Below are 24,065 nucleotides of genomic sequence, written 5' to 3' on the forward strand. Positions count from 1 at the left end.
AAAACGATGCAGTTTAAGAATCCGTGTCCTATTTATGGTCGACGCCGTTGCCGCAGGGCCGCAAACCCGGTAGCCGGTGAAGACATGCACAAGGATTAAGCGTTTGACCGTTCTCTTGGCAGAGCAACCGCTGGCAAACCCGGTTCTTCTCGCGCCCATGGCGGGGATAACGGACTTGCCGTTTCGAAATGTCGTGTCCCGCTTCGGGGCCGGTCTCGTGGTGTCCGAGATGGTCGCCAGTCAGGAAATGGTACAGGCCAAGGCCTCCGTCCGGGCGCGGGCCGAACTGGGGTTCGGCGCGCAGGCCACCGCCGTGCAACTCGCCGGGCGAGAGGCATACTGGATGGGCGAGGCCGCGCGGTACGTGGCCGACCAGGGCGCGCGCGTCATCGACATCAACATGGGCTGCCCGGCCAAGAAGGTCGTCAATGGCGCGTCGGGCTCGGCGCTTATGCGCGATCTCGACCACGCGCTGACCCTGATCGACGCGGTGGTGGCGGCGGTGGATGTGCCCGTGACGCTCAAGACCCGGCTGGGCTGGGACGACGACTGCCTCAACGCACCTGACCTGGCGCGCCGGGCCGAGGCCGCGGGCATCGCCATGGTCACGATCCATGGGCGCACACGCTGCCAGTTCTACAAGGGCGCGGCTGACTGGACCGCCATCGGGCGTGTCAAACGCGCGGTGTCGATCCCGGTGATCGCGAACGGCGATATTGTCGATACCGCCGCCGCGGCGCAGGCCCGCGCGGCCTCTGGCGCCGACGGCCTGATGGTGGGGCGCGGCGCGCAAGGACGCCCCTGGCGGCTGGCCGAGATCGCCGCTGCCCTCTATGGCGCGCCCGCGCCCGACATCCCCAGTGGCGACGCGCTGGTCGATCTGGTTCTCGCCCATTTCGAGGCCATGCTCGCCTTCTACGGCCCCGAACTTGGCCTGCGCACCGCGCGCAAGCATCTCGGCTGGTATATGGAGGCACGGCCCGACGGGTTCAGCCCACCGAAATCCCTGCGCCGCGCGATCCTCACCGCCACCGACCCGGCAACGGTCCGCAGGCTCGTGCCGGCGGCGCTCACCGACGCTGATACGACGCAGGTGGCCGCATGACCCAGCTCACCCAGGCCCTCTGGGTTTCCCTTCCGATCCCGGCGCTGATCCTGTCGGGCGAGAACACCATTCTTGAACTCAACCCCGCGGCCGAGAATTTCATGAACGGCTCCCAGCGCAGCCTTCTGGACGCGCCGGTCTGGGACAAGTTGATGGTCGACGCGCCCCTCGAAGAGGCGTTCGACCGGGTCCGCAAGAACCTCTCGCCGCTCTTCATCAACGATGTGGACGTGGGCACGGGCGAACGCCCGCCGGTGCTTTGCAACATCCAGGTCTCGCCTTTGGTGGACAATCCCGAACTTGTGCTGCTGCTGCTGGAGCCGCGGGAAATCGCCGGGCGTCTGGGCCGGTCGATGCAGTCCCAGTCGGCCGCAAAATCCGCGATAGGCATGGCCGAGATGCTTGCCCATGAAATCAAGAACCCCCTGGCCGGCATCACCGGGGCCGCGCAGCTTCTGGGCATGAACCTGTCGAACGAGGACCGGGAGCTGACCGACCTGATCGTCGCCGAAAGCCACCGGATCGTGAAACTGCTGGAACAGGTGGAGCAGTTCGGCAACCTGCGTCCCCCCGACCTCAGGCCCGTCAATATACATGATGTGCTGGAACGCGCGCGCAGATCCGCCGTGGTGGGCTTCGGGGCTCATGTCACGATCCGCGAGGATTACGACCCGTCCCTGCCCAACACCTATGCCGATGGTGACCAACTGCTGCAGGTATTTCTCAACCTGCTCAAGAACGCCGCCGAGGCCTGCAAACCCGGCGGGACGATCAGGATCCGGACCTTCTACGAGCTGTCGTTACGTTTGCGGCGCAAGGACGGCTCTGGCGGCACCGTGCCGTTGCAGATCGAGATCATGGATGACGGCCCCGGCCTGCCCCCCGAGATCGAGAGTGACGTGTTCGAACCCTTCGTGTCGGGGCGCGAGAATGGCACCGGGCTGGGGCTCGCGCTCGTCTCCAAGATCATCTCCGATCACGATGGCTGGATCGCCGTGGACAGCGTTCCTGGCCGCACCGTGTTCCGTATTTCCCTGCCTGTCGCCCCCCGCACCGAGGAGACTACCTGATGGATGGCACCGTTCTGGTCGCCGATGACGACCGCACGATCCGCACCGTTCTGACCCAGGCGCTGACCCGCGCCGGCTGCAAGGTCCATGCGACTTCCAGCCTGATGACCCTCATGCGTTGGGTCGAAGAGGGCAAGGGCGACCTGGTGATCTCGGATGTGATCATGCCCGATGGCAACGGGCTGGAAACGCTGCCCAAGATCACCGAGGCCCGGCCCGGCCTGCCGGTGATCGTGATCTCGGCGCAGAATACCATCATGACCGCGATCCAGGCAGCCGAGGCCGAGGCCTATGACTACCTGCCCAAACCCTTCGACCTGCCGGACCTGATGAAGCGCGCCGCCCGCGCGCTGGAAGTCAAGCGCCGCGCGCCGCCGCCCAAGCTCAGCTCCGAGAGCCCGAACGAGGATTTGCCGCTGGTGGGCCGCACCCCGCAGATGCAGGCGCTCTACCGGTTGGTGGCGCGGGTGATGAACACCGACCTACCGGTGCTGATCACCGGCGAGAGCGGGACGGGCAAGAGCCTGATCGCCCGCGCGATCCACGACTTCTCGGACCGCCGCACGCTGCCCTTCGTGGTGGCGGGGGCGGCGGACCTGGCCGGGGCCGACGGCCCGTCGACCCTCGTGGCCAAGGCCCGGGGCGGCTCGATCCTGTTCGACGAAGTGGGCGATCTCGACGACGAAGCCCAGGGTCGCATCGTGCGGATGCTGGACCAGTTCGGCGACAATTCCCCGCGCATCATGTCCACCTCGCAAAAGGACCTGATGCAGAAGATGGAGGCCGGCATCTTCCGACAGGATCTGTTCTACCGACTCGGCGGTGTGACGATCAACGTGCCGTCCCTGCGCGAACGGGTGGATGACATCCCGCTGCTGGCGACCCATTTCCTGGCTCGGGCCGAGCGGGATGGCGCTCCGCTCAAGCGCCTCTCCGAGGCCGCCAGCGACATGGTCCGCGCCTATTCCTGGCCTGGCAATGTCCGGCAGCTTGAAAACGCCATGAAGCGGCTGGTCATCACCGCCCAAGAGGACGAGATCGGGCGCGCGGATGTGGAAATGGTGCTCGGCAGCCAGCCCGCGATCGAGCCGCTGATGGGCGGGGGCGAGGCCGACAAGCTCAGCGCCTCGGTCGAAAAGCACCTGCGCCGGTATTTCGACCTGCATGGTGGGGTACTGCCGCCGCCGGGCCTTTACCAGCGGATCCTGCGCGAGGTAGAGACCCCTCTGATCGAGATCGCCCTCGATGCGACCGGCGGGAACCAGGCCAAATGCGCCGCTCTGCTCGGGATCAACCGCAATACCTTGCGCAAGAAGATCACCGATCTGGATATTCAGGTGACACGCCGGCGCAAATTGATGTAAAAGCGCAACAGCGTGTCAATCAAGGCACGGTCACGCGGGTTCGCCCGCGGAACGAGGTGTCGTGCGAGCAGTCACGGGAAGATATCTCAGCCGCTGGGTGACGCGTTACGTTTCCCTGCGGAACCTGCAAACCTGGACCACCCTTGGCATGGTGGCTCTGGGACCGATCCTTGCGATCGCCACATTTCTCGTGCTCGGCCCGCTGGATCAGGGACAGGATGCCACGACCCTGCGCGTGGTGATTCTCGCCGATTTCGTCTACGTCCTGATCCTCGCCGCACTCGTTCTGCAGCGCGTTGCCCGGATGATCGCCGCCCGCCGCGCCCGGTCGGCGGGATCCCGCCTGCACCTGCGCCTGACCGGCGTCTTCGCCATCGTCGCCCTCGTGCCCACGGTTCTGGTCGCGGTCTTCGCGACGATCACGGTGAATTTCGGGCTCGAAGGCTGGTTCTCGGACCGGGTGCAGCGGGTGCTCGGCGCGTCCCTCGCCGCCGCCGAGGCCTATGAGGAAGAGCAGCGCGTGCAGCTGCAGATCGACACCGCGGCGCTGGCCTCCTATCTCGACCGCGCCCGGGCGGAGCGCGTCTTTCTCAGCGATGGCGACCTGCGGCAGCTGCTCGCCCAGGGTCAGAGCAGCGTGCAGCGCGGGCTGCGCGAGGCTTATATCGTCAACGCCAATGGCGACATCCGCATCCGGGGCGAGCGCAGCTACCTCTTTGACTTCGAACGTCCCACCCCGGACCAGATCGCTGCGTCCGAACAGGGCACCCCGATCGTTATCGAAGACTGGACCAACAACGAATTCCGTGCGCTTGTGAAGCTCGCCCGCCACGTGGACCGCTATCTCTATGTCAGCCGCGAGGTGGATGGCGAGATCCTGACCCTGCTCGACGACACCCAGGAAACCGTGCAGCTCTTTCGCCAACTCGAAAGCGACCGGGGCCAGCTGCTGTTCGATTTCGGCCTGCTTTACATCGGCTTCGCGGTCATCCTCATAATCGCCTCGATCTGGCTCGGGCTGTGGTTCGCCGAACGTCTGTCGCGCCCGGTGGGGCGGCTGGCGGGGGCGGCGCAACGGGTCGGGGCAGGGGACCTGGACGTGAAGGTCCCCGAACAGCAGGGCGATGACGAGATCGCCATGCTGGGGCGGCTTTTCAACCAGATGACCCGGCAACTGAAGGCCCAGCGCGAGGCGTTGTTGGAAAACACCAACCAGATCGAGCGCCGCCGCCGCCTGTTCGATTCCGTGCTGGGCTCGGTCACTGCCGGGGTCATCGGGCTCGATTCCCGGGGGCGGGTGGATTTCATGAACCGCTCCGCCACCGCCATGCTGGCCCTCGATGGCGTCACCGTCAGTGGCCGCGGCATCGACGAGGTGGTGCCCGAGTTCGAGGACCTCTTCGACAAGCTGCAGGGCGGTCTGCGCGACGTGGCCCAGCAACAGGTCAGCCTGACCCGGCAGGGACGGCAGGAAAGCCTGCTGGTGCGTATCGCCAAACGCCTCAACCGCGAGGACCGGCTCGAAGGCTACGTGGTGGCCTTCGACGATGTGACCGATCTTGCCACCGCCCAGCGCATGGCCGCCTGGGGCGACGTGGCCCGCCGTATCGCCCACGAGATCAAGAACCCGCTCACCCCGATCCAGCTTTCCGCAGAGCGCATGAAACGCAAGTTCGGCCCCCGCCTGGGCGAGGACGGCCCCGCCCTGGTGGAGCTCAGCGATGTGATCATCCGCCAGACCGCCGATTTGCGCCGAATAGTGGACGAATTCTCGAAATTCGCCCGCATGCCGGAGCCGGAGACCGCCCATCTGGATCTCGCGCAACTGGTGCGCGACGCAGTGCTTTTACAGCAGGTCGCGCAACCCGAAGTGACCTTCGTCACCGACATCTCGCCAGACCCTGTGCCTGCCGATCTCGACGCAACCCTGATGGGGCAGGCGCTTACCAACCTGCTCAAGAACGCCGGCGAAGCCATCGAGAGCCGCCAGACCGGCAAGACCGGCGATACCCGCCCGGGCGAGATCCGCGTGAGTCTGCGCAACCTGGGCCGGGAGGCGGAGCTGACCATCGCCGATAACGGCATCGGCCTGCCACCGGACACCGCCAAACTCTTCGAACCCTACGTGACGACCCGCGACAAGGGCACCGGCCTCGGTCTGCCCATCGTCCGCAAGATTGTCGAAGAACACCAGGGCACGCTGGAGCTGCGGCCCGCCGAACCCTTCACCCCGGACACCCCGCCCGGGGCTGCCGCGGTGATCCTGCTTCCGACGCGCCCTCCGGATCCCGAGGCCGCCACCCAAGTCGACGCATCCCGACCCGAACCCGACATAACGCCCCCAAAAAAGACTGCGACAGCATGACCGATATTCTGATCATCGACGACGAGAAGGACATTCGCGAGCTGGTCTCCGACATCCTTCAGGACGAAGGCTACGCCACCCGCACAGTCGGCACCGCCGAAGACTGCATGGACCAGATCGAGACCCAGCCCCCCGGCCTGATGATCCTCGACATCTGGCTCAAGGACAGCTCGATGGACGGCATCGACATCCTCGTTCGGGTCAAGCGCGAGCGCCCCGAGATCCCCATCGTGATCATATCCGGCCACGGCAATATCGAGATCGCCGTCGCCGCCATCAAGCAGGGCGCCTATGACTTCATCGAAAAGCCTTTCAACATCGACCAGCTGCTGCTGGTGGTCAAACGCGCCATGGAAACCTCCAAGCTGCGCCGCGAGAATGCCGAGTTGAAACGCCAGGGCCCGGTGGCGACCGACCTTCTGGGCAACTCCGCCGCGATGAAAACCCTGCGCAGCCAGCTCGACAAGGTCACCCGTTCCAACGGCCGGGTGATGCTCACCGGCCCCTCGGGCAGCGGCAAGGAGGTCGCCGCCCGCTACATTCATGCCAATTCGGCCCGCGCCTCCGGACCCTTCGTGTCCGTCAACTCCGCCGCGATCGAGGCCGACCGCATGGAAGAGGTGCTCTTCGGGCGCGAAGGGCCGGACAAATCCGTGGAAAAGGGTTTGCTGGAGCTGGCCGATGGCGGTGTGATCTTCTTCGACGAGGTGGCCGACATGCCCGCCGGCACCCAGTCCAAGATCCTGCGCGTCCTCGTGGACCAGCAGTTCCAGCGCGTCGGCGGCACCCAAAAGGTGAAGGTCGATCTGCGCGTGATCTCATCCTCGACCACGGATCTCGAGGCCGAGGTCGCCAGCGGTCGGCTCCGGCAAGAGCTGTTCCACCGGCTCAACGTGGTCCCGATCACCGTGCCCTCGCTCGATGAGCGGCGCGAGGACATCCCCGTCCTGGCGCGCCACTTCATCGCCCATTTCAACGAAACCCAGGGCCTCGCCGCGCGCGAACTGGGGGCCGAGGCCGAGGCGATGTTGCAGACCATGCGCTGGCCCGGCAATGTCCGCCAGCTCAAGAACGTGATGGAACGCGTGCTGATCCTCGGCACCGGCGAGGGGGAGATCAGCCCCGAAGAACTGCCCAGCGCAGGCCCCGAAGCCGAGGCCGATGGCGCCACCGGGCTGGTCTCGGGCACGCTCGCGACGCTGCCCCTGCGCGAGGCGCGCGAGCTTTTCGAACGCGAATACCTGATGACGCAGATCAACCGCTTCGGCGGCAACATCTCCCGCACGGCGGCCTTCGTCGGCATGGAACGCTCGGCACTCCACCGAAAACTGAAATCGCTCAACGTGGTGACCAGCACCAAGTCCGGGGCCCGCGTCGCCCATGTTGAACAGGTGGAGGCTCAGGAGGACTGACCGCCGTCTCAGCCCCGTGGCTGTCCATTATCCGTTTGGAAACAGTCCGGGACGTGCCATTGGCCCGGGCGACAAGCGCGGGGACAGTCCCCTCGCATCGGGCGACGCGCACAGCGCGGCGCAAGCCCTTCAGGGGCCGGTCAGCGCGGCCTCAGGACCCCGACACGATCACCGGACCGACGCCCGAGACATTCACCCCGCAACTGCCCGGCCCTGCCGCGGCCTGCCGCGTCTCTGTGGTCACGACACCCGCATTCGAACACCGGGGCACCTGCGTCAGGGTGTATCCCTTTGCCTGCAGACACTGCTGTCGGATCTCTTCGCGCACCACCTCGTTGCGGTCGATATCGGCCCAGACCCTGTCATACCCCGTCCGCGGGATCCCATAGCGATACTCGCGCACCTGCACCGTGACCCGCTCCCGCGTGATGTCCACCGGGGCCCTGGCCAGCGCTTGCGCGGCACAGCTTTGCAGATCGTTGGCCAGCCGCGACACGCTCACCCCCGGCTGGTCATAGGCCACAAGGGGACCGCATCCCGCGAGGACCAGCGCCCCCAGCATCCCGACAACCGGCCTCGTCCGCGTCATCTGCCTTCCTCCCGAAACCCGCTCATGTTCCGCTCAACACCACCGGGCCGACATCGGGCACACTGACCGCACAGCTTTGCGGGCCCACGGCGGCCTGTTGGGTCGCACCGGTCACGTCCCGGGCCGACAGGCTCTGGCAGCGCGGGATCTGCGCAAACCCATAGCCCGCCTCGCGCAGGCAGGCCTGTCGCGCCTCCTCCCGGGCCAACTCGTTGCGGTCCACATCCACCCAGGCCCGGTCGAATCCGCCAGCCCCGTAGAGCCCGCGATAGCCATACCCGTACCCGTAGCCGGCACCGATGGAGACATTGCGCACGGTCACGCTTTCGCGGGTGATCTGCGGCGGTGCGGCATCAAAGGCTACGGCGGCACAGCGCTCCAGGTCGCTGGCCAAACGTGACACGGTCACCCCGGGCTGGTCATAGACCAGCATCGGGGCACAGCCGCCCAGCCCCAAGAGCGCGGCAAACCCCATGCCCAGGGCAGATCGTGTTGCAGGCCCCATCTTCCGCCTCCTGTTCATGCCCGCGCGTCACAGCACGCCGGTGTCCCACCATCGCCAAGCCGGCGGCCCAAGACAAGCCCCGCGCCCCGCGACAGCGGCCTAGCCTTTTCACGCCGCCCGCAGTCAAGTATGCCGGAGGCCAGACCGAGATGGGGCGCAACGATGAAGGTCATCATTTGTGGGGCAGGGCAGGTGGGCTGGCAGATCGCCCGCCACCTCGCGGGGGAGCGTAACGACGTCACCGTCGTGGACAACAACCCCGAACTTGTCCGCCGGGCCACCGACACGCTCGACGTGCAGGGAATCACCGGCTTTGCGTCCTACCCGGACGTGCTGACCTCCGCCGGGGCGAACGACGCCGACATGATCATCGCCGCGACCTTCTCGGACGAGGTCAACATGGTGATCTGCCAGATCTCCCATTCGATCTTCGAGATCCCGCGCAAGATCGCCCGACTGCGCTCCCAAAGCTACCTCACGGCGATCTATTCCGACCTCTACCGGCGCGATCACCTGCCGATCGACGTGGTGATCAGCCCCGAACGCGAAGTGGCCGAGGCCGCGTTGAAACGCCTCGCGGCCCCCGCGGCCTTCGACACCGAGAAATTCCTCGGCGGCAAGGCAACGCTTCTGGGCATCTCGCTCGATGCGGACTGCCCGGTGCTCTCCACGCCCCTGCGGCAGCTCACCGACCTGTTCTCGACACTCCATGCCATGGTCGTGGGCGTGCGGCGCAAGGGCACGCTCTTCGTGCCCGACCCGGGCGACCAGCTTTTCGCCGAGGATCAGATCTATATCTTCTGCAAGGATGACGACCTCGACCGCACCCTCGAAGTGTTCGGCAAGACCACGCGCAAACAGGAACGCATCGTGCTCATCGGCGGTGGCAATGTGGGTCTCGCCGTGGCCCGCACACTCGAAAGCCGCGAATCCCGTGTCCGCGTCAAGGTGATAGAACGGGATCGCAAACGCGCCGAGATCGCTGCCGACGCGCTGGAGCGGACCATCGTTCTCAATGGCGACGGGTTGAACGTCGATCTGCTGCGCGAGGCCAATATCGAACGTGCCGACGCGGTGCTGGCGATCACCGATGACGACAAGACCAACCTGCTGGCCGCCGTGCGCGCCAAGTCCGAAGGCTGTCCGGTGGCGATCTCGCTGGTCAACGACCCGACCCTCGTGCCACTGTTGGGGCCCCTGAACATCGACGCCTATATCAACCCGCGCGCCACCACCGTCAGCTCGATCCTGCGCCACGTCCGCCACGGCCGGGTGCGCACGGTCTATTCCATCGGCAATGCCGAGGCCGAAGTGATCGAGGCGCAAGTGCTCTCGACCTCGCCGCTCTCGGGACAGGTGGTGCGCGACGTGGGCTTCCCAGAGGGCGTGCTGCTGGCGGGCATGCTCAAGGATGGCAAGGTGATCCGCCCCACGGGCAGCACCCGCATCGAGGAAGGCGCGGTCATCGTGATGTTCGCCTTGGCCGAAGATGTGCCCGAGGTCGAGCGTCTGCTCCAGGTCTCGATCGACTTCTTCTGATGGAAACCCTGCGCAAGTTCCCCCTGATCGTTATCCTGATCGGGATCGGGGCGCTCGCGATGTTCATCCCGGCGCTCCATGCGGGCGCCCTGGGCGACAACGCCACGGCGCGCCCGTTTCTCTATGGCGGCATCCTGTTTCTGGTCCTCGCGGGGTTTCTCGGCATTGCCACCATGAACAGCCCTGCCGCCAACAGCGAGCGCCGCCAACTGGTGGCGCTGCTGCTGGCCTTTGCCGCGCTGCCGCTTATGCTCGCCCTGCCGCTCTCGGAGGCGGTGCCGGCCACGCGCTTTTTCAATGCCTATGTGGAAATGGTCTCCGCCCTGACCACCACCGGCGCCACCCTGTTCGAGCCCGAGCGCCTGCCCATTTCCGTGCACCTGTGGCGCGCGACCGTGGCCTGGCTCGGCGGGTTCCTGATCTGGGTGACCGCCTTTGCGGTGATGGCGCCGCTGACCCTGGGCGGGTTCGAGGTCACCTCGATCCAGGAGGCCGGGCAGGGCGGCAGCACCGGCCGCAACGAGGGCCATGCCGAACCGGCCACCCGGCTGTTGCGTTTCGCCAGCCGCCTCGCGCCGATCTACGTCACCCTGACCGGGGTTCTGTGGCTGATCATGATCCTCTGCGGCATCCCCGGGGCCCATGGCCTGATCTATGCCATGTCCACCTTGTCCACGAGCGGGATCACCGCTGGCGAGCTGCCCGGCAACGCCCCCCGCGGCGGGCTGGCGGAGCTGGCGATCTTCACCTTCCTGATCTTCGCGATCACCCGCCGCAGCTTCATCAATGGCTGGTCCCCGAACTGGCACGAATTGCGGCGCGACCGCGAATTGCGCATCGCGGCGGTCTTCGTCACCGTCATCCCGGCCTTTCTGTTCCTGCGCCACTGGCTCGGCGCGTTCGAGGTCGATGCCGGCGGCTTCGACGGCAATGCGCTCGCTGCGCTCTGGGGGTCGGTCTTCATGGTGCTGTCCTTCCTGACCACCACCGGCTTCGAGAGCGCGTCCTGGACTCAGGCGCAGAACTGGTCCGGCCTCGGCACGCCGGGGCTGCTGTTGGCGGGGATCGCGCTCTTCGGGGGCGGGGTGGCGACGACGGCGGGCGGGGTGAAGCTGTTGCGGGTCTACGTGCTCTACAAGCACGGGCTGCGCGAGATGGAGCGCCTGATCCATCCCTCCTCGATCAATAGCGCAGGATATACAGGACGACGGCTCAGGCGCGAAGGCTCCACCATCGCCTGGATCTTCTTCATGCTTTTCGCGCTATCCATTGCCCTAGTGATGTCGGCGCTGGCCCTGACCGGCATGAGCTTCGAAGAAGCGACACTGCTGACCTTCGCTGCCTTGACGACCACCGGCCCGATCGCCTCGATTGCGACCGAAGCGCCCATTTCCTATGCAGCACTGCCCGATGCCGCCAAAGCCATCCTGTGCGCCGCTATGGTCCTTGGCAGGCTGGAAACACTGGCCATCCTTGCGCTGCTGAACCCCGATTTCTGGCGCAACTGAGCCGCATTTCACCTATGTCGTTGCCATTAGGGGTGGAATCCCCCGCGCGCACCCATCATAGTCTGTAAGCACAGCGACAGATGCGCAGGAATTTGCGCGCACCCAAAAGAAAAAAGGCACACAGAATGGCCGGCGACAAACAGAATTTGCAGGACGCTTTTCTCAACCATGTTCGTAAAACAAAGGTGCCCGTCACCGTTTTTCTGATCAACGGGGTGAAGTTGCAGGGGGTGATCACCTGGTTCGACAACTTCTGCGTACTCCTGCGCCGCGATGGGCAAAGCCAACTGGTCTACAAGCACGCCATCTCCACCGTGATGCCGACCCAGCCCATCAGCCTGTACGAGGGCGACGACTGACCGACCTTCATGACCATGCCCCGACGCGCACCCGCGCCCTGGTGCTGCATCCCGAACTGACCGCCGACCGCGGCCGCCGCCTTGCCGGCCCTGCGCTCGAAGAAGCCGTGGCTTTGGCCGCTGCCCTGCCGCGTCTCGACGTGGCCGGGGCCGATATCGTGCGCCTGTCCAAGGTGCAGCCGGGCCTGTTGTTCGGCTCCGGGAAGATCGAGGAATTGCGCGCCCGGATCGAGGCCGACGAGATCGGCCTCGTGCTGATCGACGGCCCCGTCAGCCCGGTCCAGCAGCGCAATCTCGAACGGGCCTGGAAGACCAAGATCCTCGACCGCACCGGCCTGATCCTCGAGATCTTCGCCGACCGCGCCCGCACCCGCGAAGGCGTGTTGCAAGTCGAACTGGCCGCACTGGCCTATCAACGCACGCGCCTCGTACGCTCCTGGACCCACCTGGAACGCCAGCGCGGCGGGCTCGGTTTCGTCGGCGGCCCCGGCGAGACCCAGATCGAGGCGGACCGCCGCGCCATCGACGAGGCGGTCACACGCATCAAACGCCAGCTCGCCAAGGTGGTGAAAACGCGCGAGCTGCACCGCGCCGCGCGCAAGAAAGTGCCGTACCCAATCGTCGCGCTCGTGGGCTACACCAACGCCGGAAAATCGACCCTGTTCAACCACTTGACCGGGGCGGAGGTGCTGGCCAAGGACATGCTCTTCGCCACGCTCGACCCGACCATGCGGGCCTTGAAATTGCCCGACGGGCTGGAGGTGATCCTGTCCGACACTGTGGGCTTCATCTCAAGCCTGCCCACGGAACTGGTCGCGGCGTTCCGCGCAACACTCGAGGAAGTGCTGGATGCCGACCTGATCCTGCATGTCCGCGATATCGCCCATCCCGACAGCGCCGCGCAATCCGAGGATGTCCACAAGATCCTCGAGGCTCTCGGCGTCAAGGACGAGCGCCCGATGATCGAGGTCTGGAACAAGCTGGACCTGCTGCCCGACGCCGAAGCCGAGGCCCTGCGCACCAGTGCCGCTCGTCAGGACGACGTGCTGGCGATCTCGGCGCTCAGTGGCGAGGGGTTCGACACCCTGCAGGCGGCGATCTCCGCCCGGCTGACACCCGCGCTGCTGGACGAAGTGGTCATCGTGCCCTTCGCCCAGGGCCGCGTCCGCGCGTGGTTGTTCGAACAGGGTGTCGTTCTGGACGAAAGCCAGGATGAGGACGGCTACCACCTCTCCCTGCGCTGGTCGCCCGTGCAGAAGGCAAGGTTCGAAGCGCTCCTGCACGCCTGAAACCGGTTCCCGACACGTTGCAGGGACCAAGGCGCTTCGAAGCGCCTTGCCAGCACGCACCCTTGGCCTGATTGCCCGATCGTCAGGCCGCGTCCGCGATCGGTTCAGGGCCGCGCAACGGCGAGGTCGGGGTAGAGAAGTGTCACCCCATTCGCTCCGGCTCGGGCAAGCTCCGGATCCAGCGTCATGGGGATGTATTCGCCCCGCCGCCATAGCTCCCCCAAATCGTCGTAATGCCGCGACAGGGGATGGCCCGATTGCCCGGTGGAGATGATGAACACCGAACTGTCGGGATCGGCGAAGTCGTAGACCCCCCGATATCCGCCCCCATGGGTGTTGCGGTAGGGGTTCGCCCCGGTCCCTGCCGTCAGCCCGCGCATCAGCGTCGTGTCCCCGCCGCTCGTCGACTGGCGCAGGTTCACGATCGGCCCCAGAAACGGCGCATCCCCCAGCACCGGATGGTCATGGGTCGCCTGGTGTGCATCGCCCCAGCGCCAGCCCTCCACCGCGCTGCCGAACCGCTCCGTCAGCTCCAGCAGCGCATCGTCCAGCGCCCGGCGCGCCTGCAGCGTGCAGTCCTCCACAGCGCTCGTCTGGACCACGTCGCACCAGACCGCCGCCCCGTCCACGTCCCGGAACACCCGCTCCAGAAACAGCACCTGCGGCCGGTCGAATTCATCCGCCAGCGGGCCCAGCTCATCCCGGATCAGCCGCTCCTGCAGCGCACGCACCCAGGCGGTGTAGATCAGCGGCTCGGGCAGATGCTCGCTCATCTCGCCGTTCCACTCCGCCAGCAGGTCCAGCGCCCGCCGCCGCAACGCCGCCTCGCTGCCCTCGGGGGCCGCTTCTTCGGAGAACCACAACTCCCGCGCCACCAGCGGCAGCAGCACCCGCGCCCCCTGGCTCACGGTGTCCAGCTGCGCCTCGATGAAACTCTCCCGCGTATGCACCTGCCGCGCGGACATCAGTCGCTCCCAGCGCTGGATGCGCTGGGTATCGCCCCAGTCGAACGACATGTGCAACGGGAAGGGTCGGTCGATCACCTTGTTGTTGGTATTGCCCAACAGCCCCCCGGGCGGGTCGATCACCTGCGGATTCGCGACAAAGCCCAGCGTGCCCTGCCACCGGTTCTGAACCCGCCAGCCAGGCGCCGGCAGTCGTCCGAGGCTCTGATGGGCCGCCGCGCGCCGGGGCAGGGCGCCCACGGTCTGAAACGCGATCCGCTCCCGGTCGGCCAGGGTCAGGTTCTGCGCCGGGGCCACGAAACTGCGCCCGGCCTCGATCCCCTCGTCGACATTGCGCGCCGCCATCAGCGCCATCGCCGCATCCATGGAGGTGTCCGCATCGCTCAGCGCGGTCCATTTCAACGCCGCCACATGTCCCTCCGGCGTCACTGCACCAAGGTTGTAGTGGGTGCGCGGGATCACCGGCCCGTTCTCGGTCCAGCGCAGGGTGATCGTCACCGGCGCGGCATCGGCTACCTCGATCACCGTGCGGCGGGTCTCGAAGGGTTTGAACCCGTCCGGGGTCAGGTATTCGCCCGGATTGTCCGGGTTGAGCTGCTCGATCACCAGGTCCTGATCGTCCGCGTAGCTGGAGGTCAGCCCCCAGCCGAGAAACGCGTTCCGCCCTGTCAGGACCGCCGGGATCCCCGGCACCGTGCCCCCGATGACACCGCCCGCGCCCAGGTCGAGCCGCGCGAGGTACCATTGCGAGGGGGCGGTGAATTCCAGATGCGGATCATTGGCCAGAAGCGTGCCGCCCGCCGCCGACCGGCTCGGGGCTGCCGCCCAGGCGTTCGAGGCCCCGGCAAGCGCGCGCGGGCCCACGGGCGACAGCGGATCCAGAGGCAGGGGGCCGCCTGCGAAGGCCTGTCGCCGGTCGATGCCGGGCACAAGGGCGGCATATTCCGGCAGGTCGATCAGCCCCGTGCCCGGCGCCTCGGGCAGGATGTCGCGCACCCGCTCCGGCGGCAGGGCCAGGGAGATCCGCGCACGCAGCACCTCGGTCTGCAGATGCCAGGACAGTTGCAGCGCCATCAGCTTGATCAGCACCACGCTGTCGGCGGGCTGCCACGGCGCGATCTCTGGCTCGAACAGGAAGAACTCCGGCGCACCGCGCCCCAGCGCACCCTTGTTGACCTCCGCGATCCAGGCATTCACACCGGCAGCATAGGCCTCCAGCGCCGCTTGCGTCTCCGGACGAAGATCGTCGATCGACGCCTGGGCCAGTCGATAGAAATCGAACCGTCGCAGCAGGTCGTCAATCTGCAGGGTCCGCGCCCCGAACAGCTCCGACAACCGACCCTGGGCTGTGCGCCGGAACATCAGCATCTGCCACAGCCGGTCCTGGGCATGGACAAAGCCCAGGCCGAAGAAGCTGTCGGCGTCGGTCTGCCCGAAGATATGCGGGATGTTATGGGTGTCGCGCACGATCTCCACCGGGGCCGAAACGCCCGCGAGCGCATAGCTGCCATCGTAATCGGGGATCGAGCGCGACGCAAAGTAATAGACCAGCACGAGTGCGACGCCGAGGCTGATCAATGCCCCCACGAAAAGCCGGAACATCCATTTCAGGATCCGCCCCATGGCGTCACACCCCTTGCAAGGCCGCGCCCGGGCCCGTGATTTCCGCCTGTCCGCGCGGCTTCAGGCCGCCGGGGTCAGGGGATGATGCGGTTATAAACCGTGCCGTCCAGGGTCGCACCCGCAATCAGGCCCGCCTGACCGAAAATGATCCCCACGACGGGGTCGATCGCGGTCAGCGTCTCGGCACTGATCTGCTCGCCGGTATCGGCCAGGGCAATCTTGAGATCCCCGCCCACGGTCAGACCGGCGCCGTTGCGGAAGTTCCGCAGTGCCTCGTCGGTCATGAAGAAGATCGCATGGGCATATTGCTGTGCCCCGATCTGCAACCCGATGCTGGCCTGCGTCGCTTGGTAGTAGTCGATGGTCGCCCCGTTGATCCGCAGCGCCCCGCGCCCATAGGATCCGCCCAGGCCGAACCCGGCCTCGGTAATCAGCGGCATGATCAACACGCCCGCCGCCTTGTCGCCCAACTCGCGGCTGCCCGGCACGTCGGATTCGAGGAATTGAATGGCCGCATCCACGCGCTGATCGATCTGGGCCGCCCGCTGGGCGCTGCCCTCGACCGAAGCGCATCCCGCCAATAGGCCCATTCCCGCGATCAGGCTCGCAGCCAGGGCGCCCCGCCGTGTCCAATCTTGTGTCATCTGCTCGCTCTCTTTGTCCTGAAACCGCCCGCGCGCGCCGTCATGTGCCCGTGGCGGATGCCTCTTATGGGGGTCGGGGTCTCTATGGACCCTTGATCTTGTGAATACACCAATATGAACGCGGGTGTCACGCCACAAGCCCGCGATCTGGGATGGATTCGGCCTGAATCGGCCGGTTTCTGCACCTCTCAGGCGATTCCGCGGAGCCGTTCGGCCACCACAGGGGCGAAATAGGTCAGGATTCCATCGCACCCCGCGCGTTTGAAGGCCAGAAGCGACTCGAACATCACCTTGTCATGGTCGAGCCAGCCATTGGCGCTCGCCGCCTGCAACATCGCGTATTCGCCCGACACCTGGTAGGCATAGGTCGGCACCCCGAAGGTGTCCTTCACCCGGCGACAGATGTCGAGATAGGGCATCCCCGGCTTGACCATCACCATATCCGCACCCTCCAGCAGGTCGCGCTCGATCAGGCGCAGCGCCTCGTCGGAATTGCCCGGGTCCATCTGGTAGGTGTTCTTGTCGCCCACCAGCGCGCCGGACGCGCCGACCGCGTCCCGGAAGGGACCGTAGAACCCGCTGGAATACTTCGCCGCATAGCTCAGGATGGTGACATCCGAATGCCCCGCCGCCTCCAGCGCCGCCCGCATCGCGCCGATCCGCCCGTCCATCATGTCCGAAGGCCCGAGAATATCGGCCCCGGATTCCGCCTGGGCCACGGCCATCTTGACCAGTGCCGCGACGCTCTCGTCATTCACGATCACCCCGTCGCGGACGATCCCGTCATGGCCGTTGATGTTGTAGGGGTCGAGGGCCACATCGGTCATCACCGCGATCTCGGGCACCTCGGACTTGATCGCCCGGATCGCCCGGTTGCTGAGATTGTCGGGGTTCCACGCCTCTTCGCACAGCTGGGTCTTGAGGGACGGATCCGTATAGGGAAACAGGCAAATCGCCGGAATGCCCAAGCTCGCCGCCCGCTCCGCCGCCCTCACCGCGCCCTCGACCGTCAGCCGCGACACCCCGGGCATCGAGGGGATGTCCACCGCGCCTTCGGGCTCGCTGACGAAGATCGGCCAGATCAGGTCATGGACGCTCAATTCCGACTGGCGCGTGAGATTGCGCAGGGCCGGGGTGCGGCGCAAACGGCGGAAGCGGGCGTGGGGGAAGGGGGCTTGGGTCGGTCGCATCTCGGGCCTTTCCTGTCGTTGATCGTGGGTGCCACGATTTCAGGGGCATCTCAAGGCTGGAACTCGCCCGCGCTCCTGCCTATGGTCCGCGCAACTGTGGATCGGTCCGCCGGTCCGGACGAATGCGTATCGGAAAGCCGTTCCTTGGACCTCTATCTCACGATTGCCGAACTGATCGACACAAGGTCGTTTTCCTCCGTGTGGTTCTGGATCACCCTCGCCGTGTTCTGGTCGATCATCAGCCACTACGTCGTGGGCGTGCCGTTCGACCTGGTGCAGCGCGCCCAGCGGCGCGACGATCCACGGGCCTGGGACGACCTGGAGCGGCTCAGCCGGATCAACGCGCGGCGGTTGAGCTTCATCGGGTCCAGTGCGGGGCTGATCGTCACCGGGGTGGCGGGCTTCGTGCTCTCGGCGCTGTTCCTGTTGGGCTTTGCCTACCGGGTGGAGCTGTGCCAGGCGCTGTTCCTGCTGGCCTTTCCGTTCTGCCTCGTGAGTCTTTTGACGCAACGCACGGCGCGGGAGATCCTGGCCAAGGATCCGACCGGCGAAGACCTTGTCCAGGGGCTGAAACGGCACCGGCTCTATACTCAGCTGATCGGGATCGTGTCGATTTTCGTGACCGCGTTCTGGGGGATCTGGCAAACCATGAGCACAGGCGTGCTCGGCAACTGAGCCTTGGGACCAGCGGCGCGCGCATGCCTGCGGCCCGTACCGGGCCGATGCCAAAGGGGGGCGCTGCCTCCGCTGCGCTGCGCGCGTCTCCCCCGGAGTATTTTCGCAAAGACGAAGACGCGAATGCGGCCTGCCTGCTCAAGTCTCCAAGTATCCCGGGGAGAGCGCGAGAGGGGCTGGCCCCTCTCGCCCCCCGCGACGTGCAAAGCACGGCGCAACACCTTCTCGAACGACGTGCAAGGCAAGGCGCAAACCGTCAAGGCGCCGACATTCCGAAAAGGGTCGGCCAGAACCCGGCTCCGGGCCGTCGGAGAGCACCGGCAGCCCGTGGGGGGCAATCGAACCGGTCCATGACGCCGGCGCGCGAGGTTGACAGTCCCGTCAAACCGCGTACCTCCAGCGCCATGACTTCCCAGACCGTTCCAACACATCTGCGCGTCACCGGCGTACCCGAAGGCTTCGACGCCCAGATCGTGCTGCGCGAGGCCTCCCGCCCGGACGGGCAGGCCGTGTTCGTCGCCCGCGACGACAAGCGCATGGCCGCCATGGCCGCCGCCCTTGCGGTGACCGCGCCGCAGATCCCCGTGCTGCGCTTTCCCGGCTGGGACTGCCTGCCCTATGACCGCTCTTCCCCGAACCCGGAGATCTCGGCCACGCGCATGGCGACCCTCGCGGCGCTGGCCCACGGGGTGCCCGGGCCCTTCGTGCTGCTCACCACCCTGTCGGCGGTCACCCAGCGTGTGCCCGCCCGCGCCACCCTGGCCGAGGCCAGTTTTTCCGCCCAGGTCGGCGGCCAGATCGACGAGGCAGCGCTGCGGCAGTTCCTGACCCGCATGGGATTTGTCCAGGCCCCCACCGTGACCGAGCCCGGCGACTACGCGATCCGCGGCGGCATCATCGACATCTTTCCGCCGGGCCAGTCCGGGCCCGTGCGGCTCGATCTGTTCGGCGATGTGCTGGACGGGGCGCGCCGCTTCGATGCGGCCACCCAGCGCACGACCGAGAAACTGGACGCGATCGAGCTGGCCCCGGTGTCCGAGATCATCCTTGACCCCGCCGCCATCACCCGGTTCCGCCAATCCTACCGGATCGAATTCGGCGCCGCGGGCACCGACGATCCGCTCTACGAGGCGGTCTCGGCGGGCCGCAAACATGCGGGTATGGAGCATTGGTTGCCCTTCTTTCACGACCGGCTGGAGACATTGCTGGACTACGTGCCCGAGGCCAGCCTGATCCTGGACGACCAGTTCGAAGCGATGCATCTCAGCCGCTGGGAAGGGATCAAGGACCAGTACGAAACCCGCCGCCATGCGCTTGCCCAGAAGGGTCAGATGGGCACGGTCTACAAACCTGCCCCGCCCGAAACCCTCTATATCCCGCCGGCCGACGAGACAGCGCTACTGGCCACCAAGCGCACCCTGCAGCTGTCGGTGCTGCCCTCGGCTTCGGGCCCCGGGGTGACCGACGCGGGCGGGCGGATCGGACGCAACTTCGCGCCCGAGCGGCAGTCCCAGGCAACCGGGCTTTTCGAGGCCCTCGCCACCCATATCACCGAAAAACGCAAGACCTCCCAGGTGGTGATCGCCAGCTGGTCCGAGGGCGCGCGCGAACGGCTCCGCGGGCTGCTGGAGGACCAGGACCTGTCCGGGCTGACCGAGATCGCGCGCCTGTCGGACATCCCCGAGGGCACCGGCGGCGTCCACCTTCTGGTCTGGGCGCTGGACGAAGGTTTCGAGGGGCCCGACCACCGGAGCACACGCCTGACGGTGATCTCCGAACAGGACGTGCTCGGCGACCGGCTGATCCGCACCACCAAGCGCAAGCGCCGGGCCGAGAATTTTTTGCAGGAGGCCACGAGCCTCAGCACCGGCGACCTGGTGGTCCATGTCGATCACGGGGTCGGGGCGTTCAAGGGGTTGGAGACGGTCACCGCCATGGGTGCGCCCCATGAATGCCTGCTGCTGGAATACGCGGGCGGCGACCGGCTCTACCTGCCGGTGGAAAACATCGAGCTTCTGAGCCGCTTCGGCCAGGAAATCGGCATGCTCGACAAGCTGGGCGGCGGCGCCTGGCAGGCCAAGAAGGCCAAGCTCAAGGAGCGCATCCGCGAGATGGCCGACAAGCTCATCCGCATCGCCGCCGAACGCGCGCTCCGCCGCGCCCCCATGCTGGAGCCGCCCCCGGACATGTGGGAGGCATTCTCCGCCCGCTTCCCCTATACCGAAACCGACGACCAGCTTTCCGCGATCGAGGACGTGGTCCATGACTTGGCCGCGGGCACGCCGATGGACCGGCTGATCTGCGGCGATGTGGGGTTCGGCAAGACCGAGGTCGCGATGCGCGCGGCCTTCATCGCGGCCCTCTCGGGCGTGCAGGTCGCGGTGATCGCACCCACGACGCTGCTGGCGCGCCAACACTACAAGAGCTTCGCCGACCGCTTCCGCGGCTTCCCGCTGGAGGTCCGCCCGCTCTCGCGCTTCGTGCCCGCGAAAGCCGCGGCCGACACGCGCAAGGGCCTCGCCGCCGGGTCCGTGGACATCGTCGTAGGCACCCATGCGCTCCTGGCCAAGGGCGTCCGGTTTCACAATCTCGGCCTGCTGATCATCGACGAGGAACAGCGCTTCGGCGTCGGCCACAAGGAACGCCTGAAAGAGCTGCGCTCGGACGTCCACGTCCTGACCCTCACCGCGACCCCGATCCCGCGCACCCTGCAACTCAGCCTCTCGGGGGTGCGGGACCTGTCGATCATCGGCACGCCCCCCGTCGACCGCCTGTCGATCCGCACCTACGTGTCCGAATTCGACCCCGTCACCCTGCGCGAAGCCCTCCTGCGCGAACACTACCGCGGCGGGCAGAGCTTCTTCGTCGTCCCACGCATCAAGGACATTCCGGAGATCGAGGCGTTCCTGCGCGACCAGGTGCCCGAGGTCAGCTTCGTCGTCGCCCATGGCCAGATGGCGGCGGGTGAGCTCGACGACCGGATGAACGCCTTTTATGACGGCAAGTACGATGTGCTGCTGGCCACGACCATCGTCGAGTCGGGCCTCGACATCCCGACCGCCAACACGATGATCATCCACCGCGCCGACATGTTCGGGCTCAGCCAGCTTTACCAGATCCGGGGCAGGGTGGGGCGCGCCAAGACCCGCGCCTATGCGTACCTGACCACCAAGCCGCGCATGAAACTCACGCCCGCGGCCGAAAAACGCCTCCGCGTGCTGGGCAGCCTCGACAGCCTCGGCGCGGGCTTCACCCTGGCCTCCCAAGACCTCGACATCCGCGGCGCGGGCAACCTTCTGGGCGAGGCGCAGTCGGGCCAGTTCCGCGAGGTCGGTTTTGAGCTCTACCAATCCATGCTCGAAGAGGCGATCGGCAAGATCAAATCCGGCAGCCTCGAAGGGCTCACTGACGATGACGGCCAATGGGCGCCGCAGATCAACCTCGGCGTGCCCGTGCTGATCCCCGAGGCCTACGTGCCCGACCTCGACGTCCGGCTCGGCCTCTACCGCCGCCTGTCGCAGTTGACCACCAAGGTGGAGCTCGAAGGCTTCGCCGCCGAGCTGATCGACCGCTTCGGCAAGCTGCCCAAGGAGGTCAACACGCTCCTGCTGATCGTGCGGATCAAGGCGATGTGCAAGAAGGCCGGGATCGCCAAGCTCGATGGCGGCCCCAAGGGCGCGACCGTGCAGTTCCACAACGACAAGTTCGCCAATCCCGCGGGGCTCGTGAAATTCATCAACGATCAGAAGGGGCTGGCCAAGGTACGCGACAACAAGATCGTCGTCCGCCGCGACTGGGCCAAGGAAAGCGACCGGATCAAGGGTGCGTTTTCCATCGCTCGCGACCTGGCGGTCGAGGCGAAAGCCGCCAAGGCCCAGGCAGGCTGAGGCGGCCAAGCAAAAGCCCGGCCGCAGTAGGCGACCGGGCTGAGCGGGGCACGCGCCCGCGGATTTCAAGCTGCGCGGATCAATCCTACCCGGACAGCCAACAACACCTGTCAGACGTCGGTCATTTTTTCGTCACCGGTCATCAGGGTCGATGATGACGGGCCCGCCATCCCCGCCATCTCCGTCTCCGGGCTCGTCGCCGCCACCGGTCGAGGCCCGCCGCGACGGCTCGCTCTCGGTGTCGACGCCCCCGGCGCTCACCCCGAAATCGATCCCGCCGCTGGTGAAGTCGTAGCCAAGGTCCAGCCCGACATAGAAATCCTTGTCGAGGTAAGCGACCCCGAGGGTCGGACGTAGCCTGCCGGACTGCAACATGTAATCCACGCCCAGGCTGCCCACCGCGCTTTCCTCTTCGTCATCGGAGAACACGCGCACCCCGAGTCCGACCTCGGAGGCACCGCCACCCAAGGCGATGCTGATCCCGAACCCGAGCGTCGGATCCGCCTGGGCCGGCAGGGCCGTGCCCATCGCCAGCAGAATCGCTGCGGAGATATGTTTCCTCATGCCACCATCCTCATGTTTCTTAACCACAAGGTTAACAGTGACGTCTGGCACCGAGTCGCGCAAGATACCGGGCGTCACACCCGGGCCCGGCGCGACCAGGACGCCACGCGCCCTGCGGTAGCCCGTGCCGCCTCGTCTCAGGCCGGCGCCTCACCCCGCGCGCCCAGCACCTTCATCACGGCCAGCGCCCCGAGGCACAGCACCAGAACCCCCGCAACGCCCGGCACCGGCGTGCCGTCGAACAGCAGCCCGATGGGAATGGCCAGTAACACCGACCCCATGGTCGACAGCGCCCCCACCACCGAGGCCGCCGTGCCCGCGATATGCCCCATCGGCTCCATCGCGATGGCATTGAGGTTGCCCAGGGTCATGCCCGCCATGAAGAACACCCCCGTCACCCAGACGAAATAGGCCCAGAAATGCAGTGCCTCGGGCCAGCCCACGACACTCACGGACAGGAACACGCCCGAGACCGCGATCTGCCCGGTCAGCACCCCGCGCACCATGCGCCGCATGCCCAGCCGCACCACCAGCCGCGAATTGATGTAGCTGGCGCTCGACGCCAGAAGGGCGATCACCGCGAACCACAGATGGAAGGTCTCCGCCTTGCCGAAGGTCACATCGAACACCGGCTGGGTCGAGGACAGCGTCGCAAATAACGTGGCATAGGCCATGGTTTGCGCCAGGATCGACAGGCGCACCACCCGGTCGCGCAGCACCTCCACCACATTGTCCGCCACACCCCGCACCGAGAGCGGCCTGCGCGCCTCGGGCGCCAGGGTTTCGGCCTGGCGCAGCATCATCCAGCCCACCGACAGCATGGCAAACAGGATGAAGGAGGCGAAAATCGCCCGCCACCCGGCGAAATGGATGATGACCGCGCCAAGGCTCGGCGCGATGGCCGGGATCAGCGCGAAGATCAGGAAGACAAGCGACATGATCCGCGCCATGTGCCGCCCGACATAGAGGTCGCGCACCATGGCGATCGCCACCACCCGCGGGGCGGCCGCGCCGAACCCCTGCAGCACCCGTGCCGCCAATGCCAGTTCCAGCGATTGCGCCGCCCAAGCCAGCCCCGCCGCCGCGCAATAGAGCACCGCGCCCGCCACGATCACCGGCTTGCGCCCGAAGGCATCCGACAAGGGCCCGGCCACCAGGGTGCCCAAACCCATCCCGAATACGAACGAGGTCACGATCAACTGCGCCCGGTTCACGTCACCGGGCGTCAGTTCGGCGGCGATCTCGGGCAGGGCGGGAAGCATCGCGTCGATGGAAAACGCAATCGTCGCGAACAGCATCGCCATCAGGGCAATGAACTCGGCTTGGGACAGGCGGGCGGGGGGCATTGGTCACTCCGTGGGCATCCGCGCTCGCTATCACGGCTGGGCGGGGTGTACCATATGCCGCATTGC

General features: G+C 66.6%; 18 protein-coding genes. 11 read left to right on the forward strand and 7 right to left on the reverse strand.

Annotated features, from left to right (window positions below; all coding sequences use genetic code 11):
- Positions 1-103 precede the first annotated feature (103 nt).
- The 5 genes from dusB to ntrX all read left to right on the forward strand — a co-directional run bounded on the left by dusB (position 104) and on the right by ntrX (position 7,316).
- Positions 104-1,105 (forward strand): tRNA dihydrouridine synthase DusB, encoded by a 1,002-nt coding sequence (dusB, locus tag PVW48_RS02455; protein WP_012178248.1) that lies wholly within the window; start codon positions 104-106, stop codon positions 1,103-1,105.
- Entirely contained in the window at positions 1,102-2,175 is a 1,074-nt protein-coding gene (locus PVW48_RS02460; protein ID WP_012178247.1) for a two-component system sensor histidine kinase NtrB, read from the forward strand. The genes dusB and PVW48_RS02460 overlap by 4 nt, the downstream gene beginning before the upstream one ends.
- A complete protein-coding gene (locus PVW48_RS02465; RefSeq protein WP_012178246.1) occupies positions 2,175-3,539 on the forward strand; it encodes a response regulator in 1,365 nt (454 codons plus the stop codon). The genes PVW48_RS02460 and PVW48_RS02465 overlap by 1 nt, the downstream gene beginning before the upstream one ends.
- 148 nt (positions 3,540-3,687) lie before the next feature.
- Positions 3,688-5,904 (forward strand): sensor histidine kinase NtrY-like, encoded by a 2,217-nt coding sequence (locus tag PVW48_RS02470; protein WP_274580272.1) that lies wholly within the window; start codon positions 3,688-3,690, stop codon positions 5,902-5,904.
- Complete coding sequence (ntrX, locus tag PVW48_RS02475; RefSeq protein ID WP_274580138.1) at positions 5,901-7,316, forward strand: nitrogen assimilation response regulator NtrX; 1,416 nt, start codon at positions 5,901-5,903, stop codon at positions 7,314-7,316. The genes PVW48_RS02470 and ntrX overlap by 4 nt, the downstream gene beginning before the upstream one ends.
- Before the next feature lie 151 nt (positions 7,317-7,467).
- On the opposite strand, the gene PVW48_RS02480 is transcribed toward ntrX, so the two are convergent.
- Positions 7,468-7,905, reverse strand: a complete 438-nt coding sequence (locus PVW48_RS02480) for a hypothetical protein (protein ID WP_274580139.1) — start codon at positions 7,903-7,905, stop codon at positions 7,468-7,470.
- Between the two features lie 22 nt (positions 7,906-7,927).
- Positions 7,928-8,410: a hypothetical protein gene (locus PVW48_RS02485; protein WP_012178242.1), complete on the reverse strand. Its 483-nt coding sequence runs from the start codon at positions 8,408-8,410 to the stop codon at positions 7,928-7,930.
- 162 nt (positions 8,411-8,572) lie between these two features.
- On the opposite strand from PVW48_RS02485, the gene trkA reads away from it, so the two are divergent.
- From trkA to hflX, 4 genes are all read left to right on the forward strand, one after another.
- Positions 8,573-9,949, forward strand: coding sequence for a Trk system potassium transporter TrkA (gene trkA / locus PVW48_RS02490; RefSeq protein ID WP_274580140.1), 1,377 nt, complete (start codon positions 8,573-8,575; stop codon positions 9,947-9,949).
- Entirely contained in the window at positions 9,949-11,457 is a 1,509-nt protein-coding gene (locus tag PVW48_RS02495) for a TrkH family potassium uptake protein (protein WP_274580141.1), read from the forward strand. The genes trkA and PVW48_RS02495 overlap by 1 nt, the downstream gene beginning before the upstream one ends.
- A 125-nt stretch (positions 11,458-11,582) precedes the next feature.
- Positions 11,583-11,816, forward strand: a complete 234-nt coding sequence (gene hfq / locus PVW48_RS02500; RefSeq protein ID WP_044027689.1) for an RNA chaperone Hfq — start codon at positions 11,583-11,585, stop codon at positions 11,814-11,816.
- A 41-nt stretch (positions 11,817-11,857) separates the two neighbouring features.
- On the forward strand, positions 11,858-13,105 hold the full coding sequence (hflX, locus tag PVW48_RS02505) for a GTPase HflX (protein ID WP_274580142.1): 1,248 nt from the start codon (positions 11,858-11,860) through the stop codon (positions 13,103-13,105).
- Between the two features lie 104 nt (positions 13,106-13,209).
- Here the strand turns inward: hflX and PVW48_RS02510 are convergent, their stop codons facing one another.
- The 3 genes from PVW48_RS02510 to hemB all read right to left on the reverse strand — a co-directional run bounded on the left by PVW48_RS02510 (position 13,210) and on the right by hemB (position 17,527).
- Complete coding sequence (locus PVW48_RS02510) at positions 13,210-15,693, reverse strand: penicillin acylase family protein (RefSeq protein WP_274580144.1); 2,484 nt, start codon at positions 15,691-15,693, stop codon at positions 13,210-13,212.
- Between the two features lie 74 nt (positions 15,694-15,767).
- The gene (locus PVW48_RS02515; RefSeq protein ID WP_012178236.1) at positions 15,768-16,337 is read right to left on the reverse strand and encodes a YSC84-related protein; all 570 of its coding nucleotides are present in this window, start codon (positions 16,335-16,337) and stop codon (positions 15,768-15,770) included.
- Positions 16,338-16,525: 188 nt separating this feature from the next.
- Positions 16,526-17,527 (reverse strand): porphobilinogen synthase, encoded by a 1,002-nt coding sequence (gene hemB / locus PVW48_RS02520; protein WP_274580146.1) that lies wholly within the window; start codon positions 17,525-17,527, stop codon positions 16,526-16,528.
- A 144-nt stretch (positions 17,528-17,671) separates the two neighbouring features.
- Between hemB and PVW48_RS02525 the strand changes: the two genes are divergently transcribed.
- Positions 17,672-18,202: a hypothetical protein gene (locus PVW48_RS02525; RefSeq protein ID WP_012178234.1), complete on the forward strand. Its 531-nt coding sequence runs from the start codon at positions 17,672-17,674 to the stop codon at positions 18,200-18,202.
- Between the two features lie 404 nt (positions 18,203-18,606).
- Positions 18,607-22,089 (forward strand): transcription-repair coupling factor, encoded by a 3,483-nt coding sequence (gene mfd / locus PVW48_RS02530; protein ID WP_274580147.1) that lies wholly within the window; start codon positions 18,607-18,609, stop codon positions 22,087-22,089.
- A gap of 132 nt (positions 22,090-22,221) precedes the next feature.
- Here mfd and PVW48_RS02535 read toward each other — a convergent pair whose 3' ends face one another.
- Together PVW48_RS02535 and PVW48_RS02540 are read right to left on the reverse strand one after the other, a co-directional pair.
- Positions 22,222-22,653 (reverse strand): hypothetical protein, encoded by a 432-nt coding sequence (locus PVW48_RS02535; RefSeq protein ID WP_012178232.1) that lies wholly within the window; start codon positions 22,651-22,653, stop codon positions 22,222-22,224.
- Positions 22,654-22,790: 137 nt separating this feature from the next.
- Entirely contained in the window at positions 22,791-23,999 is a 1,209-nt protein-coding gene (locus PVW48_RS02540) for a multidrug effflux MFS transporter (protein WP_012178231.1), read from the reverse strand.
- Between the last annotated feature and the right edge of the window lie 66 nt (positions 24,000-24,065).

The organism is Dinoroseobacter sp. PD6, from assembly GCF_028807315.1.
In the GTDB taxonomy this organism is placed as follows: Bacteria; Pseudomonadota; Alphaproteobacteria; order Rhodobacterales; family Rhodobacteraceae; genus Dinoroseobacter; species Dinoroseobacter shibae.

What these genes read in the sequence shown, in the direction of transcription:
- PVW48_RS02460 (WP_012178247.1), top strand. Translation starts at nt 1,102, where the DNA reads ATGACCCAGCTCACCCAGGCCCTCTGGGTTTCCCTTCCGATCCCGGCG.
- PVW48_RS02465 (WP_012178246.1), top strand. Translation starts at nt 2,175, where the DNA reads ATGGATGGCACCGTTCTGGTCGCCGATGACGACCGCACGATCCGCACC.
- PVW48_RS02470 (WP_274580272.1), top strand. Translation starts at nt 3,688, where the DNA reads ATGGTGGCTCTGGGACCGATCCTTGCGATCGCCACATTTCTCGTGCTC.
- ntrX (WP_274580138.1), top strand. Translation starts at nt 5,901, where the DNA reads ATGACCGATATTCTGATCATCGACGACGAGAAGGACATTCGCGAGCTG.
- PVW48_RS02480 (WP_274580139.1), bottom strand. Translation starts at nt 7,905, where the DNA reads ATGACGCGGACGAGGCCGGTTGTCGGGATGCTGGGGGCGCTGGTCCTC.
- PVW48_RS02485 (WP_012178242.1), bottom strand. Translation starts at nt 8,410, where the DNA reads ATGGGGCCTGCAACACGATCTGCCCTGGGCATGGGGTTTGCCGCGCTC.
- trkA (WP_274580140.1), top strand. Translation starts at nt 8,573, where the DNA reads ATGAAGGTCATCATTTGTGGGGCAGGGCAGGTGGGCTGGCAGATCGCC.
- PVW48_RS02495 (WP_274580141.1), top strand. Translation starts at nt 9,949, where the DNA reads ATGGAAACCCTGCGCAAGTTCCCCCTGATCGTTATCCTGATCGGGATC.
- hfq (WP_044027689.1), top strand. Translation starts at nt 11,583, where the DNA reads ATGGCCGGCGACAAACAGAATTTGCAGGACGCTTTTCTCAACCATGTT.
- PVW48_RS02510 (WP_274580144.1), bottom strand. Translation starts at nt 15,693, where the DNA reads ATGGGGCGGATCCTGAAATGGATGTTCCGGCTTTTCGTGGGGGCATTG.
- PVW48_RS02515 (WP_012178236.1), bottom strand. Translation starts at nt 16,337, where the DNA reads ATGACACAAGATTGGACACGGCGGGGCGCCCTGGCTGCGAGCCTGATC.
- hemB (WP_274580146.1), bottom strand. Translation starts at nt 17,527, where the DNA reads ATGCGACCGACCCAAGCCCCCTTCCCCCACGCCCGCTTCCGCCGTTTG.
- mfd (WP_274580147.1), top strand. Translation starts at nt 18,607, where the DNA reads ATGACTTCCCAGACCGTTCCAACACATCTGCGCGTCACCGGCGTACCC.
- PVW48_RS02535 (WP_012178232.1), bottom strand. Translation starts at nt 22,653, where the DNA reads ATGAGGAAACATATCTCCGCAGCGATTCTGCTGGCGATGGGCACGGCC.
- PVW48_RS02540 (WP_012178231.1), bottom strand. Translation starts at nt 23,999, where the DNA reads ATGCCCCCCGCCCGCCTGTCCCAAGCCGAGTTCATTGCCCTGATGGCG.